14 protein-coding genes and 1 pseudogene are annotated in these 16,351 nt (G+C 74.4%); 6 read left to right on the top strand and 9 right to left on the bottom strand.

Annotated features, from left to right (window positions below):
- Positions 1-10 precede the first annotated feature (10 nt).
- Positions 11-457: a hypothetical protein gene (locus LRS07_RS15845; RefSeq protein WP_260498942.1), complete on the bottom strand. Its 447-nt coding sequence runs from the start codon at positions 455-457 to the stop codon at positions 11-13.
- 222 nt (positions 458-679) lie between these two features.
- Here LRS07_RS15845 and LRS07_RS15840 point away from each other — a divergent pair, with 222 nt between their 5' ends.
- Positions 680-1,720 carry a lysylphosphatidylglycerol synthase domain-containing protein gene (locus LRS07_RS15840; protein ID WP_260498941.1) on the top strand — a complete coding sequence of 347 codons (1,041 nt, stop codon included), beginning with the start codon at positions 680-682 and terminating at the stop codon, positions 1,718-1,720.
- On the opposite strand, the gene LRS07_RS15835 is transcribed toward LRS07_RS15840, so the two are convergent.
- From LRS07_RS15835 to LRS07_RS15820, 4 genes and pseudogenes are all read right to left on the bottom strand, one after another.
- Positions 1,717-2,460 carry a sulfite exporter TauE/SafE family protein gene (locus tag LRS07_RS15835; protein WP_260502135.1) on the bottom strand — a complete coding sequence of 248 codons (744 nt, stop codon included), beginning with the start codon at positions 2,458-2,460 and terminating at the stop codon, positions 1,717-1,719. The two genes, LRS07_RS15840 and LRS07_RS15835, sit on opposite strands and share 4 nt — an antisense overlap.
- A 54-nt stretch (positions 2,461-2,514) precedes the next feature.
- Complete coding sequence (locus LRS07_RS15830) at positions 2,515-3,615, bottom strand: PAS domain-containing sensor histidine kinase (protein ID WP_260498940.1); 1,101 nt, start codon at positions 3,613-3,615, stop codon at positions 2,515-2,517.
- Positions 3,615-4,515: pseudogene (locus LRS07_RS15825) on the bottom strand (alpha/beta fold hydrolase). The gene LRS07_RS15830 and the pseudogene LRS07_RS15825 overlap by 1 nt, the downstream one beginning before the upstream one ends.
- Positions 4,516-4,549: 34 nt before the next feature.
- Positions 4,550-5,098: an NUDIX domain-containing protein gene (locus LRS07_RS15820; protein WP_260498939.1), complete on the bottom strand. Its 549-nt coding sequence runs from the start codon at positions 5,096-5,098 to the stop codon at positions 4,550-4,552.
- A gap of 95 nt (positions 5,099-5,193) precedes the next feature.
- Here LRS07_RS15820 and LRS07_RS15815 point away from each other — a divergent pair, with 95 nt between their 5' ends.
- Positions 5,194-6,465, top strand: a complete 1,272-nt coding sequence (locus tag LRS07_RS15815; protein ID WP_260498938.1) for a phospholipase D-like domain-containing protein — start codon at positions 5,194-5,196, stop codon at positions 6,463-6,465.
- A gap of 89 nt (positions 6,466-6,554) precedes the next feature.
- Here the strand turns inward: LRS07_RS15815 and LRS07_RS15810 are convergent, their stop codons facing one another.
- The 3 genes from LRS07_RS15810 to LRS07_RS15800 all read right to left on the bottom strand — a co-directional run bounded on the left by LRS07_RS15810 (position 6,555) and on the right by LRS07_RS15800 (position 9,705).
- Complete coding sequence (locus LRS07_RS15810; protein ID WP_260498937.1) at positions 6,555-7,223, bottom strand: DUF4197 domain-containing protein; 669 nt, start codon at positions 7,221-7,223, stop codon at positions 6,555-6,557.
- 2 nt (positions 7,224-7,225) lie between these two features.
- Positions 7,226-8,422, bottom strand: a complete 1,197-nt coding sequence (locus tag LRS07_RS15805; protein WP_260498936.1) for a GGDEF domain-containing protein — start codon at positions 8,420-8,422, stop codon at positions 7,226-7,228.
- A gap of 89 nt (positions 8,423-8,511) precedes the next feature.
- Positions 8,512-9,705: an MFS transporter gene (locus tag LRS07_RS15800; RefSeq protein WP_260498935.1), complete on the bottom strand. Its 1,194-nt coding sequence runs from the start codon at positions 9,703-9,705 to the stop codon at positions 8,512-8,514.
- 97 nt (positions 9,706-9,802) lie between these two features.
- On the opposite strand from LRS07_RS15800, the gene paoA reads away from it, so the two are divergent.
- The 3 genes from paoA to paoC all read left to right on the top strand — a co-directional run bounded on the left by paoA (position 9,803) and on the right by paoC (position 13,781).
- A complete protein-coding gene (gene paoA, locus LRS07_RS15795) occupies positions 9,803-10,438 on the top strand; it encodes an aldehyde dehydrogenase iron-sulfur subunit PaoA (protein ID WP_260498934.1) in 636 nt (211 codons plus the stop codon).
- Entirely contained in the window at positions 10,435-11,385 is a 951-nt protein-coding gene (locus LRS07_RS15790; protein ID WP_260498933.1) for an FAD binding domain-containing protein, read from the top strand. The genes paoA and LRS07_RS15790 overlap by 4 nt, the downstream gene beginning before the upstream one ends.
- A gap of 185 nt (positions 11,386-11,570) precedes the next feature.
- A complete protein-coding gene (gene paoC, locus LRS07_RS15785; RefSeq protein ID WP_260498932.1) occupies positions 11,571-13,781 on the top strand; it encodes an aldehyde oxidoreductase molybdenum-binding subunit PaoC in 2,211 nt (736 codons plus the stop codon).
- A gap of 23 nt (positions 13,782-13,804) precedes the next feature.
- On the opposite strand, the gene LRS07_RS15780 is transcribed toward paoC, so the two are convergent.
- The gene (locus LRS07_RS15780; RefSeq protein ID WP_260498931.1) at positions 13,805-15,226 is read right to left on the bottom strand and encodes an MBL fold metallo-hydrolase; all 1,422 of its coding nucleotides are present in this window, start codon (positions 15,224-15,226) and stop codon (positions 13,805-13,807) included.
- 179 nt (positions 15,227-15,405) lie between these two features.
- Between LRS07_RS15780 and LRS07_RS15775 the strand changes: the two genes are divergently transcribed.
- A complete protein-coding gene (locus LRS07_RS15775) occupies positions 15,406-16,320 on the top strand; it encodes a LysR substrate-binding domain-containing protein (RefSeq protein ID WP_260498930.1) in 915 nt (304 codons plus the stop codon).
- Positions 16,321-16,351 lie beyond the last annotated feature (31 nt).

Raw genomic sequence — 16,351 nt, 5'->3', positions numbered from 1 at the left:
GCGCGGTCGATCAGCCCGGCGACGGGTTGTTGGTCTGGCGCGCCGGCGGGCTGGACGGGCCGTCGCCCACCTTGCTGCGGATGGCGCTGTCGGCCTTCGCGGCCGCGTTGCTCACCGCGTTGCCGGTGCGTTGGGCGCCGCGCTTCACCACGCCGCCGGCGGTCTGTGCGCCTTCCTTGACCGCGGTGCCGGCGCGCTTGGCGCCGGCCGTCACCCGGGTGTCGTCCTTCTCGGGCGTGAGGATGGAGCGGTTGGAGGTCGACGCCTGGCCGCCCTGCGTGCCGCTGCGCGAGCTGGTGTTGGCCACGCCGCTGCCGCCGCTGCGGTAGCTGTCGTAGGCCGAGTTGATGCGCTCCTTGCGGGCGCTGCTGTTCAGGTCGGTCGACTGGGCGAACGACGCGCCGGTGGCGGCGGCCAGCAGCACGGCGATCGGTGTCAGGCGAAGCAGTCGGTTCATGGTCACTCCCCAATCGTTGGCGTGACCCACGGGCCACGGGACGGTGCTCACGTTGCACCGGATGAGGCCACTGTAGGGACCGTGGCGCGCGCCGTCGGCCGGCCGGCGCCGCGACGCCGTGTCGGTGGCGGCTGACCCACGCCACCGGGGTAGGGGAGGGCTGACAGCCGACGGGCGCCGTGCGGGCTGTGCAGCCGGGCGGCGGGCGTCGACCATCGCTCGATGACGATCAGCCGCGGCCACACCGCCCCCTCGCCCGATGCCGCGGCCGGTCACGCCGCGGTCGGCCCCTCCTCCTGGCGGGCGGCCTGGTGGCCGCGCATCCGCCGCTGGGCGGTGCCGGCCCTCGGCGTGCTGGTGTTCGGCCTGCTGGTGTCGCACGCCCACAAGGTGGACTGGTCGGGCGCCTGGCAGTCGCTCCAGCGCACCCCGCTGCCGGTGCTGGCGGCGGTGCTCGGGTTGTCGGTGGCCAGCCATGCGCTGTACGGCAGCTTCGACCTGCTGGGCCGTCGCCACACCCGCCATGGCCTGCCGGTGTGGCGCACCTGGGCCATCGCGGTGGCCAGTTATGCCTTCAACCTGAACCTCGGCTCGCTGGTTGGCGGGGTCGCCCTCAGGGCGCGCCTGTACGCACGCGCCGGGCTCGACGAGGCCACCGTGGCGCAGGTGGTCGGCATGAGCATGGCGACCAACTGGCTGGGCTACGGCGTGCTGGCCGGCGCGTTGTTCGCCGCGGGCGTGATCGAGCCGCCGCAGCAGGCGCGCATCGGCGAGCACGGCTTCCGGCTGCTCGGCGCGGCCATGCTGGGGCTCGCTGCGGCGTACCTGGTGGCCTGCCGTGCCTGCCAGGGGCGCAGCTGGCGGCTGCGCGGCCGGCCGCTGCGCCTGCCGTCGGCGCGCACCGCCATGCTGCAGATGGCGTTGTCGGCGGCGAACTGGGCGCTGATGGGCCTGGCCATGTCGCTGCTGCTGGGCGACAAGGTGGGCTATGGCACCGCCCTCGGGGTGCTCATGGCCGCAGCGGTGGTGGGCGTGGTGACGCCGATCCCGGCCGGCCTCGGCGTGCTGGAGGCGGTCTACCTCGGCCTGCTGTCCGGCACCCTCGGCCAGGGCCGGGTGATGGGCGCGGTGCTGGCCTACCGCGCGCTGTACTACCTGCTGCCGCTGGGCTGGGGACTGGTGCTGTACGCGCTGCTCGAGCGCCACGCCAGCGTGCACCCGGCCGCCGAGACGTCCGATGCCGGCGGCACGCCGCCGGCCTAGACCGGACGCACGAACAGGCCCACCGTCAGCGCCACGCCGATCAGCACGATCGCGCCGCGCAGCCACCGCTCGTTGACCCGCTGCAGCACCCAGCTGCCGGCCAGGCCGCCGGCCATCGCGCCGGCACCGAGCACCAGCGCCTCGCGCCAGTGCACCTCCGGCGAGAAGACGAACAGCGCCACCGCCGAGGCGTTCATCACCGCCGCCAGCACGTTCTTCGTCGCCCCGGCATGTCGGGTGGCCAGGCCGGCCAGCGTCAGCGCCGCCAGCATCAGGAAGCCGATGCCGCCGCCGAAGTAACCGCCGTAGATGGCAATGCAGAACTGCGCCGCGCCCGCGCCCCAGGCCCCCAGGCGCGGGGCGGCGACCTCGCCGGCGGGCCTGCGCCGGAAGCTGCCCCAGGCGAAGACCACCGTGGCGAACAGCACCAGCCAGGGCACCAGCCGCGCGAACACCCGCGACGGCGTGTTCAGCAGCAGCAGCCCGCCGACCACGCCGCCGGCCAGGCTGATCAGCAGCAGGGCGCGGAAGGACAGCGACGGCGTGCCGGTGACCAGCCGGCGCCCGGCCCAGCCGGCGGTCACCTGGCCCGGGAACAGCGCCACGGTGGAGGTGATGTTGGCCGCCAGCGGCGACAGGCCGGCCACGATCAGCGCCGGCAGGGTGACGAAGGAGCCGCCGCCGGCCAGCGCGTTCTGCAGACCGGCCCACAGGCCGGCGACGAGGATGAGCAGCCACAGCATGGGGGGCGCAGCATGCCACGCCCGCCGGGTGCACCCCCCGGCGCCGGCCGTTCAGGGGGTGGGCAGGTGCAGCCGAACCTCGGTGCCCCGTCCCGGCGCGGAGAGCACCGCCAGACGACCGCCCATGGCCTCGGCCAACGCGCGGCTGAGCGGCAGGCCGAGGCCGAGGCCGCCGCTCGGGTGCTCGGGTTCGGCGCTGCCGTGCAGCGGCGCGAACACCCGTGCCAACCGTTCGGGGGCGATGCCCCGACCGTCGTCGGCGACCACCACATGCCAGCCGCCCTCGGCCGCTTCGGTCGACAGCCGCACCTGGCCGCCGCGACGGTGGTGCTGCACGGCGTTGCGCAGCAGGTGGCCCAGCACCCGGCGCAGGGCCTCGGGGTCGGCCAGCACCTGGGCATCGGCCGGCACCGGATCGGCGAGCAGCGTCACCGCCTGTTCATCGGCCAGCCGCCGCACCGGATCCGCCGCCTCCCGCAGCGCGCGCTCGAGCGCGAGCGGCTGCAGCCGCAGCTGGGCGCCGCGCTCCAGCCCTGCCAGGTCGAGCAGGTCGTCGACCATCTGCAGCAGATGCCAGCCGGCGCGTTCGATCTGCGCCGCATAGCGGCGGTGGTCGGCCGGGTCGACCCGGCCCGGCTGCTGCATCAGCTGGGCGAAACCGAGCACCGCGTTGAGCGGGGTGCGCAGGCCGTGGTGCATCAGCCCCATCAACCGCCCGACCGCGCGTTCGGTGGCCACCTGCTGCTGCGCGAGCAGCCGCCGCTGCTCCGCCTCGCGGCGGCCGGTCAGCTCGGTCAGCGTGCCGATGGCGCGCAGCGCCCGGCCCTCGCCGTCGCGCTGCACCACCCGCCCACGCGACAGCACCCAGCGGTAGCCGCCGTCGGCGCCGCGCAGGCGGAACTCGGTCTCGTAGTCCGACCGGCCGCCTTCGAGCAAGGAGGTCAGCGCCTGCAGCATCGGCCCCAGGTCGTCGGGGTGGACCCGGCCGCGCCACAGGCTGGTGGGCTCGGCGCCCTCGGTGGCCGGGTAGCCCAGCAGCGCCTTCCATTGCGGCGAGTAGTGCACGACGTTGCCCGGCACGTCGAGGTCCCAGACGCCGAAGCCGGCGTTCTGCTCGGCCCACCACCACCGCTGTTCCCAATCTCCCTGCATCAGCCGGCCCGCAGGAAGGGCAGCGCTTCGCACAGCAGGTCCTCGGGCGCTTCCTCCGCCAGGTAGTGGCCGCAGGGCAGCCCGGTGCCCCGCACGTCGTCGGCCACCGCGCGCCATTCGGCCAGCGGGTCGAAGCAGCGCTCGATGACGCCCTGGCGCCCCCACAGCACCAGCAGCGGCGCCGCCAGCCGCCGCTGCGCCTCGCGGTCGGCACGGTCGTGCGCCAGGTCGATGCCGGCCGAGGCCCGGTAGTCCTCACACATGGCGTGCACCGCGCCGGGCAGCTGGATGCAGCGTTCGTACTCGGCCCAGGCGCGGGGGTCGAAGGGCAGCACGCCGGAGGGGAAGCGCCGGGCCATCGTGTCGCGCAGCCAGGCCGCGGTGTCGGCCTGGATGGCGCGCTCCGGCAGCGGCGCCGGCTGGATGAGGAAGAACCAGTGCCAGTAGGCGCGGGCGAAGGCCTCGCGGGTGCCCTCATACATCGCCAGCGTGGGCGCGATGTCCAGCAGCACCAGCCGGCTGACGCGCGGCGCGTGGTCCATCGCCAGCCGGTGCGCCACCCGGGCGCCGCGGTCGTGGGCCAGCACCGCGAAGCGCTCGTGGCCGAGCTTCCGCATTACCTCGGCCACGTCGGCGGCCATGGCGCGCTTGCTGTAGGCCGCGTGGTCGTCGCCGCCGGGCGGCTTGGAGGAGTCGCCGTAGCCGCGCAGGTCGCACAGCACCAGGCGGAAATGCGGCGACAGCGCGGGCGCGACCCGGTGCCAGAGGGCGTGCGTCTGCGGGTAGCCGTGCAGCAGCAGCAGCGGGGGGGCCCTCGCCGCCGGTGACGGTGTGGATCCGCACGCCGTCGCCGACGTCGATGTCGCGGGCCGCGAAGCCGGGAAAGAGCGGGTCGCCCATGGATGGTTCTCCTGCAGAAGCGGTCAGGCGGGGCTCAGTCGGCGAGCAGGCCCTTCAGCCGCAGCAGCCCCATCACGGCCACGGTGGTGGCGTCCACCAGGCGGCCGTCGCGCATCATCGCGTCGAGTTCGGCCAGCGGCACGGCGCGGGCGATCAGGCCCTGCTCCTCCGGCTCGCGCTGCGGCGGGTGCTCGGTCAGGCCGGTGGCCAGGAAGATGTCGTAGGCCTGCGGGGTCAGGCCGTAGGCCAGGCACAGCCGGCCGGCGTGCTGCAGGTGCTCGGCCTCGAGGCCGGTTTCCTCGCGCAGCTCGGCGCGGGCCAGCCCCTCGGGGTCCACCGTGTCGCGGTCCCAGGTGCCCTGCGGCAGCTCCCAGAAGCGGCCGCGCACCGGGTAGCGGTACTGCTCGACCAGCCAGACGCGCCCGTCCTGCACCGCGGCGATGACGGCAAAGTCCTTCTTGTCGACCACGCTGTACAGCCCGTCGCTGCCGTCGGCGCGGCGGATGCGGTCCTCGCGCACCGAGATCCAGCGGTTGCGGTAGACCTCTCGGCTGGAAACGGTCTGGATCTCGGGGTCGGACATGGTGCAGTGGACGATGTGGCGCCGGCCGGATGATGCCGGAGACCACCGCCACGTTTGCTCACAGGCAAAGGGTACGGCCCTTGCCTGTGGGTGCCATGGACTCGATGGCCTCGCCCCTGCTGGCGGCCGTGCTGGCGTTCGCGGTCGTGGTGATGGGCATCGTCATCTGGTCGATCAAGCGCCACCGCGACCCCGAACTCACCCTCGACTGCCGCGACCCGCTGGAGCGGCTGCTGCCCTCGCTCAGCGGCCTGACGCATGCCTCGCTTCTTGACGGCAACCGGGTGGAACTGCTGGAGAACCAGGCTTTCTTCGACGCGCTGTTCGAGGAGATCGAGCGCGCCCGCACCTCCATCCACTTCGAGACCTTCCTGTGGAAGGAGGGCCGCGTCGGCCGGCGGCTGGCGGCCGCGCTGGCGCAGCGGGCCCGCGACGGCCTGGTGGTGCGGGTGATGCTCGACGACCGCGGCTGCAGCGGCATGGGCGAGGCCAGCGAACGCGAGATGCGCGACGCCGGCTGCAAGGTGGTGCGCTACCACACCGCGCGGCTGCGCAACCTGGGTGTGCTCAACCGGCGCAACCACCGCAAGGCGGTGGTGTTCGACGGCCGGGTGGCGCTGGTCGGCGGCCACTGCATCGTCGACGACTGGCTGCACGACGGCGGCCCCGGCCTGCGCTTCCACGACCTGGCGCTGCGGCTGCACGGGCCGGCGGTGCATTCGGTGCAGTCGTCGTTCAGCGAGAACTGGGTGGCCGAGACCGGCGAGCTGTTCGTCGGCGAGGGCGTGTTCCCGGTGCTGGCGCCCGCCGGCGACGTGCCCATCCACGCCGCCCGGGCCAAGCCCGAGCGCGCCGCGCCGGCGGTGAAGATCCTGCACCACATGGTGCTGTGCATCGCGCGCGAACGGCTGTGGATCCAGAACCCCTACTTCCTGCCGCAGACCGAGGCGGTGCGGGCGCTGTGCGCCGCGGTGAAGCGGGGCGTCGACGTGCGGGTGATGGTGCCGGCGGCCGAAGCGTCCGACATGCCCATCGTGCAGCACGCGGCGCACCACCGCTTCGCCGAACTGCTGGCCGGCGGCGTGCGCATCTTCGAGTACCCGCACACCCTGCTGCACCAGAAGGTGATGACCGTCGACGGCCGCTGGTGCGCGGTGGGCTCCAGCAACTTCGACGACCGCTCGTTCGAGATCAACGACGAGATCACGCTGGGCCTGCTCGACCCGGCGCTGGCGCAGCGGCTGATGGCCATCTTCGAGCGCGACCAGGCCGAATGCCGAGAGCTGCAGCTCGACCGCTGGCAGCGCCGCGGCCTGCGCCACCGGCTGCTCGACCGCACGCTGTACCTGCTGCACGAGCAGCTTTGAACAGGCGAAGTCCAGCCGGCGCCGGGCCGACCACGCCGGCTGAACACCCCCGCGGGGGTGGTCCCGGTACACCGGGGCCGGGGGCTCCATCAGCCGCCGAAGACCTTCTTGAGGATGGCGCTGCCGGTGCCCACCGGGTCCTGGCGGATGCGGCGCTCCTCTTCGCCGATGGCCAGGTACAGGCCGTCCAGCGTCTTGGCGGTGACGTGGCGTTCGAGCTGCACCTCGTCCTGCCTGACCAGGCCGGCGCGTGCCAGCCGCTCGGCCAGCGCGTTGTAGCGCTGCGCCAGTGCCACCTTCTCGGTGGCGCGGGTGACCAGCGGCAGCAACTGGGCGAACAGCGGCTCGCGGGTCTTGCCCGCGAAGAAGCGGGTCACCGAGTCGTCGCCGCCGCGCACGACGGCCAGCGCGTCCTCCACGCTCATCGACTTCACCGCGTTCACCAGCAGCGGCCTGGCCTGCGGCACCGCCGCTTCGGCCGCCCGGTTCATCGCCAGCACCAGCTCGTCGACCTTCTGCTGCTGGCCGGCCAGCCGCAGCAGCGCCGACGCCTGCTCCAGCGGTCCGGGCAGCGGGATGCGCAGCCGCGGGTCGGCGAAGAAGCCGTCGGGCCGGCCCAGCCGTGCCACCGCCAGGCCCGCGCCCCGCTCCAGCGCCGCGCGCACGCCGGCGCTGGCGTCGCCCTCGGACAGCGCGGCGACCGCGCGGTGCGGCGGCACGAGCAGCAGCAGGGCGAGGCTGGCGTGGCGGCGTTGCATGGTCAGGGCTCCTGTGTGGCGGCCTGCGGCGTGGACGGACGGGTCGCGGCGGCGACCGCCCCGTGCACCCGGTTGCGCCCGGCGCGCTTGGCCTCGTACAGCGCGGCGTCGGCGGACTGGAACAGCGCCGCCGCGTCGTCGGTCGCACCCAGCAGGGCGACGCCGGCCGACACGGTCACCGCCAGCGGCCGCGACGCGCCCACCTCGACGGCCAGCGCCTGCACGGCCTGGCGCAGCTGCTCGGCGACATGGCGGGCGCCGTCCGCCGAGGTGGCTGGCAGCAGCACGGCGAACTCCTCGCCGCCCACCCGGCCCAGCACGTCGGAGGCGCGCAGGCGTTCCCGCACGGCCTGCGCGAAGCGCTGCAGCACGTGGTCGCCGGCCTGGTGGCCGTGGCCGTCGTTGATGGCCTTGAAGTGGTCGATGTCCAGCAGCACCAGCGCCAGCGGCTGGCCGTCGCGGCGGGCGCGCCGGCAGGCTTGTTCCAGCAGCGTGGTGAAGACGCTGCGCCGCAAGCAGCCGGTCAGCCCGTCGTAGGTGGCCTGCTCGCGCAGCTGGCCGGCGGTGCGTTCCAGGTTGGCGACGATGAAGCCGATGCCCGCGCCGAGCGGGAACAGGTAGCCGGCCAGGTAGGTGGCGCCGTTGCCCAGGCTGGTCTGCCAGAAGGTGGCGTAGTCGGCCGGGGACGACAGGGCGTGCACCGTCCGCGCCGCGAGCGCGACCACGCCGAGGGCCACCGCGATGCCGACGGTGCGCAGGGAGGGTTCGGCGGCGCGGCCGCCGCGCAGCGCCACCCACACCATCGGCAGCCCCTGCAGCGCCAGCGTCACCGACACCACCGCCGTGCGCTCGGCCACCGGCCGGGTGTGCAGCAGCGTGATCAGCACCGCGCCCGCCACCGGTGCGAGCAGCTGCCAGCGCGGCGGCGGCCCGCCGGTGACGAAGCGGTGCAGCGCCCGGCCGTTGAGGTGGATGGCGACGAACATCAGCACGTTGCCGCCGATCACCGACACCCATTCGGGTCCGACCAGCCGCAGCGCCAGCAGCACGAAGGCACCGACCATGCACCAGGTGCCGGTGGCCCAGGCGGCCAGTTCGGGCCGGTCGGGCAGCGAGCGGCGCGACATGGTCAGCGTCAGGCCGAAGAGCAGGAAGGCGGCGAACATCGCCACGAAGAGCGTCTGGACGTCGAGCTTCACCGGGGGCGGTTGGTGCGGGTGGCGGGCGCCGGCCGGGCCGGCGGGGGCGGCGGCAGCGGCCGCGACGGGGGCGGATTCTGCCCATCCCCTCAGGGGCGGCGCCGGCTGCGCGGTATCCAGTACCCCAGCTGCGCCGCCGCGGCCAGCGCCAGCAGGCCCGTGGCAGCAATGCCCGCGCCCAGCGACAGCGCGGCGGTGAGGAAGGACAGCAGCGCCGGGCCGCAGGACGAACCGATGTCGGACATCAGCCGCCAGACGCCGAGGAAGTGCGCCCGGCCCTGGCGTGGCGAGTGGTCGGCACCGAGCGTCATGATCACCCCCGAGCCGATGCCGTTGCCGAAGCCGATGGCCGCGGCCACCAGCAGCAGCCCGGCGGCCGAATGGGCCAGCGGCATCAGCAGCAGGCCGCCACCCATGATGAGCATGGACGGCACCACCACCCACAGCCGGCCGCGCCGGTCCATGACCTTGCCGGCGGGGTAGAAGACCAGCATGTCCAGGCCGGCCGAGACGCCGTAGATCAGCGACACCACCGACGGCGCCAAGGCCAGCTGGTCGGCCCACAGCGGAACGACCACCTGGCGTGCCGCCCGCACCGCGCTGATGAACATCACGCCGAGGCCGAGCGTGAGGAAGACGCGCCGGTGATCGCGCAGGGTGGACCGCAGCGTCGGCCGGGGGGCCGCCGCCTCGCCCGGCGCGACGCGCTGCGACTCGGGCACCAGGTCGGGCAGCCGGGCGGCGACGGCCGTGGCCGCGAGCAGCGCCACCACGCCGACGGCGTAGGCCGCCGGCAGGCCGAAGCGGTGCATCGCCGCCGCGGCGGCGAACGGGCCGATGAACATGCCGATGCGCATCACCCCGCCGAGCGTCGACAGCGCGCGGGCGCGAAAGCCGATCGGCACGGCTTCGGTGAGGTAGCTCTGCCGCGCCAGGTTGAACGTGGCCTGCGACATGCCCACCATGAAGCAGCCGACGGCGAACAGCGCCAGGTCCGAGGTGAGGGCGCACAGCGCCATGCCGAGCGCGCACCAGACCCCGGCCACGACGATGGCCCAGCGTTCCCCCCAGCGCAGCGTGACCAGCGACGCGGGGATGTTGCTGACCAGCGCGCCCAGGCCGATGAGCATCGCCACCAGCGCCGCCACCGGCACCGAGGCGCCGAGCTCGCGCGCGGTGATGGGCACCACCGGGAGGATGGCGCCTTCGCCGATGCCGAAGAGCAGCGACGGGCCGAAGGCGGAGACGGCGATGCGACGGAGCGAGAACGGGGCGTCGGCCATGCGCCGCACCATACCCGGCGCCGTCGGCGTCCCGGGTCCGGCCCGGGCACGACGTTGGCTGCCGCCGCACGTCTATGCCCTTCACGAGGATCCGCCGATGGACGATTTCCACGAGGCCGCGGCGATGTCGCGCCGCGAGCTGCTGATCGCCGGCGCCGCGTCGACCGCCGTCGTCGGCGGCACCGCCGCGCCGGCGGCGCACGCCGCCACGCCCGAGCTGCCGTCCGCCACCCTCACGCTCACCGTCAACGGCACGCCTCGAACGCTGGCGGTCGACCACCGCACCAGCCTGCTCGACCTGCTGCGCGAGCACCTGCAGCTCACCGGCACGAAGAAGGGCTGCGACCACGGCCAGTGCGGCGCCTGCACGGTGCTGCTCGACGGACGGCGCATCAACAGCTGCCTGACGCTGGCGGTGATGCACGAGGGCGCGCAGGTCACCACCATCGAGGGCCTGGGCTCGCCCGAGAAGCTGCACCCGCTGCAGGCGGCGTTCGTCCGGCACGACGGCTACCAGTGCGGCTACTGCACCCCGGGTCAGGTCTGCTCGGCGGTCGGCGCGCTGGACGAACTGCAGCGCGGCGTGCCCAGCCACGTCACCGCCGACCTGACGGCGCGCCCGCTGCTGTCGGCCGACGAACTGCGCGAGCGGCTCAGCGGCAACCTCTGCCGCTGCGGCGCCTACAGCAACATCATCGACGCGGTGGGCGAGGTGGCAGGGGTGAAGCCATGAAGCCCTTCACCTACGAGAAGGCCAAGCTGCCGGCGGACGCCGCCGCGGCGATCGCCCGCACGCCGGGCGCCAAGTTCATCGCCGGCGGCACCAACCTGCTCGACCTGATGAAGCTGCAGATCGAGGCGCCGCCGCACCTGGTCGACGTCAACGGCCTGGGGCTGGACCGCATCGAGCCGATGCCCGACGGCGGCCTGAAGGTGGGCGCGCTGGTGCGCAACACCGACCTCGCGGCCGACGAGCGGGTGCGCCGCGACTACGGCGTGCTGTCGCGCGCCCTGCTGGCCGGTGCGTCGGGCCAGCTGCGCAACCGCGCCACCACCGCCGGCAACCTGCTGCAGCGCACCCGCTGCGCCTACTTCTACGACACCGCGCAGCCCTGCAACAAGCGCCAGCCGGGCAGCGGCTGCAGCGCGCAGGGCGGGGTGTCGCGGCAGCTGGCGGTCATCGGCGGCAGCGAGGCCTGCATCGCCACCCACCCGAGCGACATGGCGGTGGCGCTGCGGGTGCTCGACGCCTCGGTGGAGACCATCCGCCCCGACGGCCGCGCCCGCGTCATCCCGATCGCCGACTTCCACCGCCTGCCCGGCAGCACGCCGCACGTCGAGACGGTGCTGGAGCGCGACGAGCTGATCACCGCGGTCAACCTGCCGCGGCCGGTGGGCGGGCGGCAGCTCTACCGCAAGGTGCGCGACCGCAGCTCCTACGCCTTCGCCCTGGTGTCGGTGGCGGCCATCGTGCAGCCCGACGGCAGCGGGCGGGTGGCGGTGGGCGGCGTCGCCCACAAGCCCTGGCGGGTCGAGGCCGCCGAGCCGCTGCTGCCCCAGGGCGCGCGGCCGATGGCCGCCCAGCTCATGGCCGGCGCCCGGCCCAGCCACGACAACGCCTTCAAGCTGCCGCTGGTCGAACGCACGCTGGCCGCGGTGCTGGCCGAGGCGCGGGCCTGACATGACCACCCCCGGCCGTCTGGCGGCCGCCCCTGCGGCGGCACCCAACCCGACTGGAAACCCGGATCGGGTCGGGCGCGGACTGCATGACCGCAGCCCCTGGTCGCCTGCGGCGACCTGTCCCCACGGGGATCAGCCACCGCGTCGTGCGTCGCATGCGCCCGATGTTCGACGGAGCCATTGACATGAAGTTCGACACCCCCGCCACCACCAACCCGATCGACCAGCTCAAGGTCGTGGGCCGGCCCGTCGACCGCATCGACGGCCCGCTGAAGACCAGCGGCCGGGCGCCCTACGCCTACGAGCGGCACGACGTGGCGCGCAAGCCGGCCTACGGCGTCGTCGTCGGCGCCGGCATCGCCAAGGGCCGCATCGCCTCGATGGACCTGCGCGAGGCGCGCGCCATGCCGGGCGTGATCGCCATCGTCACCGCGCGCAACGCCGGCAAGCTGGACAAGGGCCAGTACAACACCGCCCGGCTGCTGGCCGGGCCCGAGGTGCAGCACTACCACCAGGCGGTGGCGCTGGTGGTGGCGGCGACCTTCGAGCAGGCGCGCGACGCCGCGCAGCGGGTGAAGGTGGCCTACGAGCGCCAGCCCGGCAGGTTCGACCTCGCCGCCGAGAAGTCCGCCGCCCAGCCGCCCGAGCCCACCCCCTTCGCCGGGCCGTCGGAAACCAAGGTCGGCGACTTCGACGCCGCCTTCGCCGCGGCGCCGGTGCAGCTCGACGCGGCCTACACCACGCCCGACCAGTCGCACGCCATGATGGAGCCGCACGCCACCCTCGCCGCCTGGCGCGGCGACCGGCTGACGGTGTGGACCTCCAACCAGATGATCGACTGGAGCGTCGGCGACCTGGCCAAGACGCTCGGCCTGCCGAAGGAGAAGGTGCGGCTGGTGTCGCCCTTCATCGGCGGCGGTTTCGGCGGCAAGCTCTTCGTGCGCGCCGACGCGGTGCTGGCGGCGCTGGGCGCGCGCGCCGCGCGGCGGCCGGTGAAGGTGGCGCTGCAGCGGCCGCTCATCGCCAACAACACCACCCACCGGCCGGCCACGCTGCAGCGCATCCGCATCGGCGCCGGACGCGACGGCCGCATCACCGCCATCGCGCACGAGAGCTGGTCGGGCGACCTGCCCGAAGGCCAGGCCGAGACCGCGGTCAACCAGACGCGGCTGCTCTATGCCGGCGCGAACCGCATGACGTCCACCAAGCTCGCGGTGCTGGACCTGCCCGAAGGCAACGCCATGCGCGCCCCCGGCGAGGCGCCGGGCATGATGGCGCTGGAGGTCGCCATCGACGAGATGGCCGAGAAGCTGGGCCTGGACCCGGTGGAGTTCCGGATCCTCAACGACACCCAGGTCGACCCCGAGAAGCCGCCGCGGCCGTTCTCGCAGCGCCGCCTGGTCGAGTGCCTGCGGCTGGGCGCCGAGCGTTTCGGCTGGGCGCAGCGCGCGCCTAAGCCGGCGCAGCGGCGCGAGGGCCGCTGGTGGGTGGGGCAGGGCGTGGCGGCGGCGTTCCGCAACAACCTGGTGACCAAGTCGGCGGCGCGGGTGCGGCTGGACCCGCAGGGTGGGGTCACCGTCGAGACCGACATGACCGACATCGGCACCGGCAGCTACACCATCATCGCCCAGACCGCGGCCGAGGTGATGGGCCTGCCGCTGGAGCGGGTGAAGGTGCGGCTGGGCGATTCGGCCTTTCCCGCGTCCTGCGGTTCCGGCGGGCAGTGGGGCGGCAACAACTCGACCGCGGGCGTCTACGCCGCCTGCATGAAGCTGCGCGAGGCGGCGGCGCAGCGGCTCGGCCTGCCGGCCGACGCGACGTTCGCCGACGGCGAGGTCCGCCACGGCGGCCGCAGCCGGCCGCTGTCGCAGGCGGCCGGCCTGACCGGCCTGGCGGCCGAGGACGGCATCGAGTACGGCGACCTCGACAAGCGCTACCAGCAGGCCACCTTCGGCAGCCACTTCGTCGAGGTGGGCGTGGACGCCTACACCGGCGAGGTGCGCGTGCGCCGCATGCTGGCGGTGTGCGCGGCCGGCCGCATCCTCAACCCCAAGTCGGCGCGCAGCCAGGTCATCGGCGCCATGACCATGGGCGTGGGCGCGGCGCTGATGGAGGAGCTGGCGGTGGACAAGCGCCAGGGCTACGGGTTCTTCGTCAACCACGACCTGGCCGGCTACGAGGTGCCGGTGCACGCCGACATCCCGCACCAGGAGGTGATCTTCCTCGACGAGACCGACCCCATCTCGTCGCCGATGAAGGCCAAGGGCGTGGGCGAGCTGGGCATCTGCGGCATCGCCGCCGCGGTGGCCAACGCCGTCCACCACGCCACCGGGGTGCGCGTGCGCGACTACCCGGTGACGCTGGACAAGCTGATCGACCGGCTGCCGGCGGTGTGACGCCGGCGCCGGGGCGGCCGCCGTCAGCGCGGCGGCGTGCGGCCGGTGGCCTCGTACAACGCGGCCAGCGGCACCACCCGGCCGTGCAGCGGCAGGATGCGGTCCACCGGCAGCTTCAGCCGCTCGATGTTCTCGACCAGGTTGACGTTGTTCGCGTTGGGCACGGCCGGCGGCGGCGTGTTGGGCGGCGGCGGGGTGAAGGCGTCGGCCTCGATCAGCAGCCGCTCGCGCGGCAGCCAGACCATCACCATGCCGTCGTGGTGCGGCCCGCCGGTGATGCGGTGCAGTTCCACCGGCCGCGCCGCATCGCCGATGTCGGCCCGGTCGCCGACGCCACGCAGGCGCGGCGGCTTGCCGGCGCGCGCCATTGCGTCGGGCCGCACGCTGTTGGGCTGCGCGAACAGCCGCTCCAGCCACGGCACGTTGGCCTGGTGGGTGACGATGGTGGCGCCCTCGGCCACCGCGGTGCGCAGCCCGCCGGCATGGTCGAAGTGCGGGTGGCTGTTGACCAGCCAGCGGATGGGCTTGTTCGGCACCAGCGCCTTGGCGCGGTCGATCACCGCCTGCGAGCGCGCGTCGCCCAGCGGCGCCTCGACCAGGATGAGGTGGTCGGTCTGCTCGATCAGCACGCTGTTGTGCGAGCCGCCGCCGAGGAACCAGACGCCGGGCGCGGCCACGTCGGCGGTGACGCGCTCGGTGGTGTCGCGGGCGGCGTCGGGCACCGGCAGCGACACCGGCGCGTTCGGCTGCACGGCGGTGACCGCCAGCGCGAGCGTGGGGTGCCCGCCCACGCTCTGCTCGATGCGCATCGGGAAACGCACGCCGCCGCCGGCGTCGCGCCAGTCGCCGTAGCGGGTGACGGCGCGGGTGTCCCCCATCACCGGGTCGGGGAAGGTGGAGTCGATGCGGCGGACCAGCCCGTCGGCGCCGACGTGCACCGTGGCCGCCAGCCGTCCCGGCACGGTGAAGGCGATGGCGCTGCCGCCGTCCTCGCCGCGGGCGGCGGTGGCGCCGTGGCGCTGCGCCGCCTTGAGCGCGCCGTGCGGCGTCACCCAGAGCTGGTGGATGCGCTCGGCGACGAAGCGGCCGCCGGGCGTGACGTTGGTGCCGGCCAGGTTCCAGGCCAGCTCGCCCGACAGGTACTGGTCGTTGCGCTGCTGGCCCGACAGCGGGTAGCCGCCGCCGCCCTGCGGCTCGGCCCGGCTGAGCATGATCTCCTCGCGCATGGCGGCGGCGCGGTAGTCGATGTGGCGGGTGACGCCATGCACGGTGATGCGCGGCCAGGCGCCGCCGGCGGTGTAGGCCTGGCCGAAGGTGGCGCCGGTGCCGGCGGCTTCGTAGCGCAGGCTGTCCAGCCGGTCGGCGCCGGTGGCCTTGAGCGCCCGGTCCAGCACCTCGGCCGGCGGTGGCGACGTGGCGCAGCCGGCCAGCGCCAGCGCGGCCACGAGCAGGAGACGACGGGAGGGGGGTTCATGGCGGTCCTTGCATCGGCTTTCGACAAGCGCGAGTGGAACCCGGCCGGCCCGGCCCTGCCATCGGGTGATCACGCGGTGGGGCCGGCCGGCCGCGCCGCGCCGGCGGCGGTTACGCTGCCGCGTCCGCCGCCGCTCCCACCGCCGCCGCCGTGAACCTGCACCGCCTCGACCTCGTCTCGCTGTCGCTGTTCAACCTCGTCGTGCGCAGCGGCAGCATCAGCCGTGGTGCCGAGCTGGCGCACCTGGCGGTGGGCGCCGCCAGCAAGCGCATCTCGGACCTGGAGGACGCGGTGGGCGCGGAGCTGCTGGAGCGGCATTCGCGCGGGGTGACGCTCACCCTGGCCGGCGAGGCGCTGCACCGGCATGCGCAGCGCATCCTGGCCGACGTCGACCTGCTGGCGGCCGACCTGTCGGACCATGCCGCCGGCATCGTCGGCGTGGTGCGGCTGGTGGCCAACACCTCGGCGGTGACGCAGTTCCTGCCCGCCGACCTGGCGCGCTTCGTCGCCGCGCACGCCGGCCTGCGCCTCGAGCTGGAGGAGCTGAACAGCCGCGAGGCGGTGCTGGCGGTGGTCGACGGCCGGGCCGACCTGGGCATCTTCGCCGAGCGCACGCCGGCCTTCGGCCTGCAGACGCTGCCGTACCGCCGCGACCGGCTGGTGCTGGTGGTGCCGGCCGACCATGCGCTGGCGGCACGCGCCGACCAGGGCCCCATCCCGTTCGTCGAGTTGACCGACCTGGACTTCGTGAGCCTGCCGGCCGGCACCTCGCTGGCGCAGCGGCTCGACGCCGAAACGACCGCGCTGGGCCGCCGCCTGCGGGTGCGCATCCACGTGCGCAGCTTCGACGCCATGTGCCAGATGGTGGCCGCCGGCCTCGGCGTGGCGGTGCTGCCCGACGCCGCGGTGCAGCCGCACCTGCGCTCCATGGGCCTGGCCCGGCTGGAGATCGCCGACGCCTGGGTGGCGCGCGAGCTGCTGCTGGGCGTGCGCGACCTCACCGCCCTGGCTCGGCCGGTGCGGCTGCTGCTGGACCACCTGGTGGCCGGCGCGGCGCCGGGTTAACCCGTCGTTTCACGCTTCGCGAAAGCAGGGC

Origin of the sequence: Aquabacterium sp. J223, from assembly GCF_024666615.1 — a bacterium.
Taxonomy (GTDB): domain Bacteria; phylum Pseudomonadota; class Gammaproteobacteria; order Burkholderiales; family Burkholderiaceae_C; genus J223.
Note: the sequence above shows the minus strand (reverse complement) of the source record. Positions and strands in the feature narration are given on the sequence as shown.

Bases quoted from the DNA above. Each gene is read 5' to 3' on its own strand.
- LRS07_RS15845 (WP_260498942.1), bottom strand. From the start codon at position 457: ATGAACCGACTGCTTCGCCTGACACCGATCGCCGTGCTGCTGGCCGCC.
- LRS07_RS15840 (WP_260498941.1), top strand. From the start codon at position 680: ATGACGATCAGCCGCGGCCACACCGCCCCCTCGCCCGATGCCGCGGCC.
- LRS07_RS15830 (WP_260498940.1), bottom strand. From the start codon at position 3,615: ATGCAGGGAGATTGGGAACAGCGGTGGTGGTGGGCCGAGCAGAACGCC.
- LRS07_RS15820 (WP_260498939.1), bottom strand. From the start codon at position 5,098: ATGTCCGACCCCGAGATCCAGACCGTTTCCAGCCGAGAGGTCTACCGC.
- LRS07_RS15815 (WP_260498938.1), top strand. From the start codon at position 5,194: ATGGACTCGATGGCCTCGCCCCTGCTGGCGGCCGTGCTGGCGTTCGCG.
- LRS07_RS15810 (WP_260498937.1), bottom strand. From the start codon at position 7,223: ATGCAACGCCGCCACGCCAGCCTCGCCCTGCTGCTGCTCGTGCCGCCG.
- LRS07_RS15800 (WP_260498935.1), bottom strand. From the start codon at position 9,705: ATGGCCGACGCCCCGTTCTCGCTCCGTCGCATCGCCGTCTCCGCCTTC.
- paoA (WP_260498934.1), top strand. From the start codon at position 9,803: ATGGACGATTTCCACGAGGCCGCGGCGATGTCGCGCCGCGAGCTGCTG.
- LRS07_RS15790 (WP_260498933.1), top strand. From the start codon at position 10,435: ATGAAGCCCTTCACCTACGAGAAGGCCAAGCTGCCGGCGGACGCCGCC.
- paoC (WP_260498932.1), top strand. From the start codon at position 11,571: ATGAAGTTCGACACCCCCGCCACCACCAACCCGATCGACCAGCTCAAG.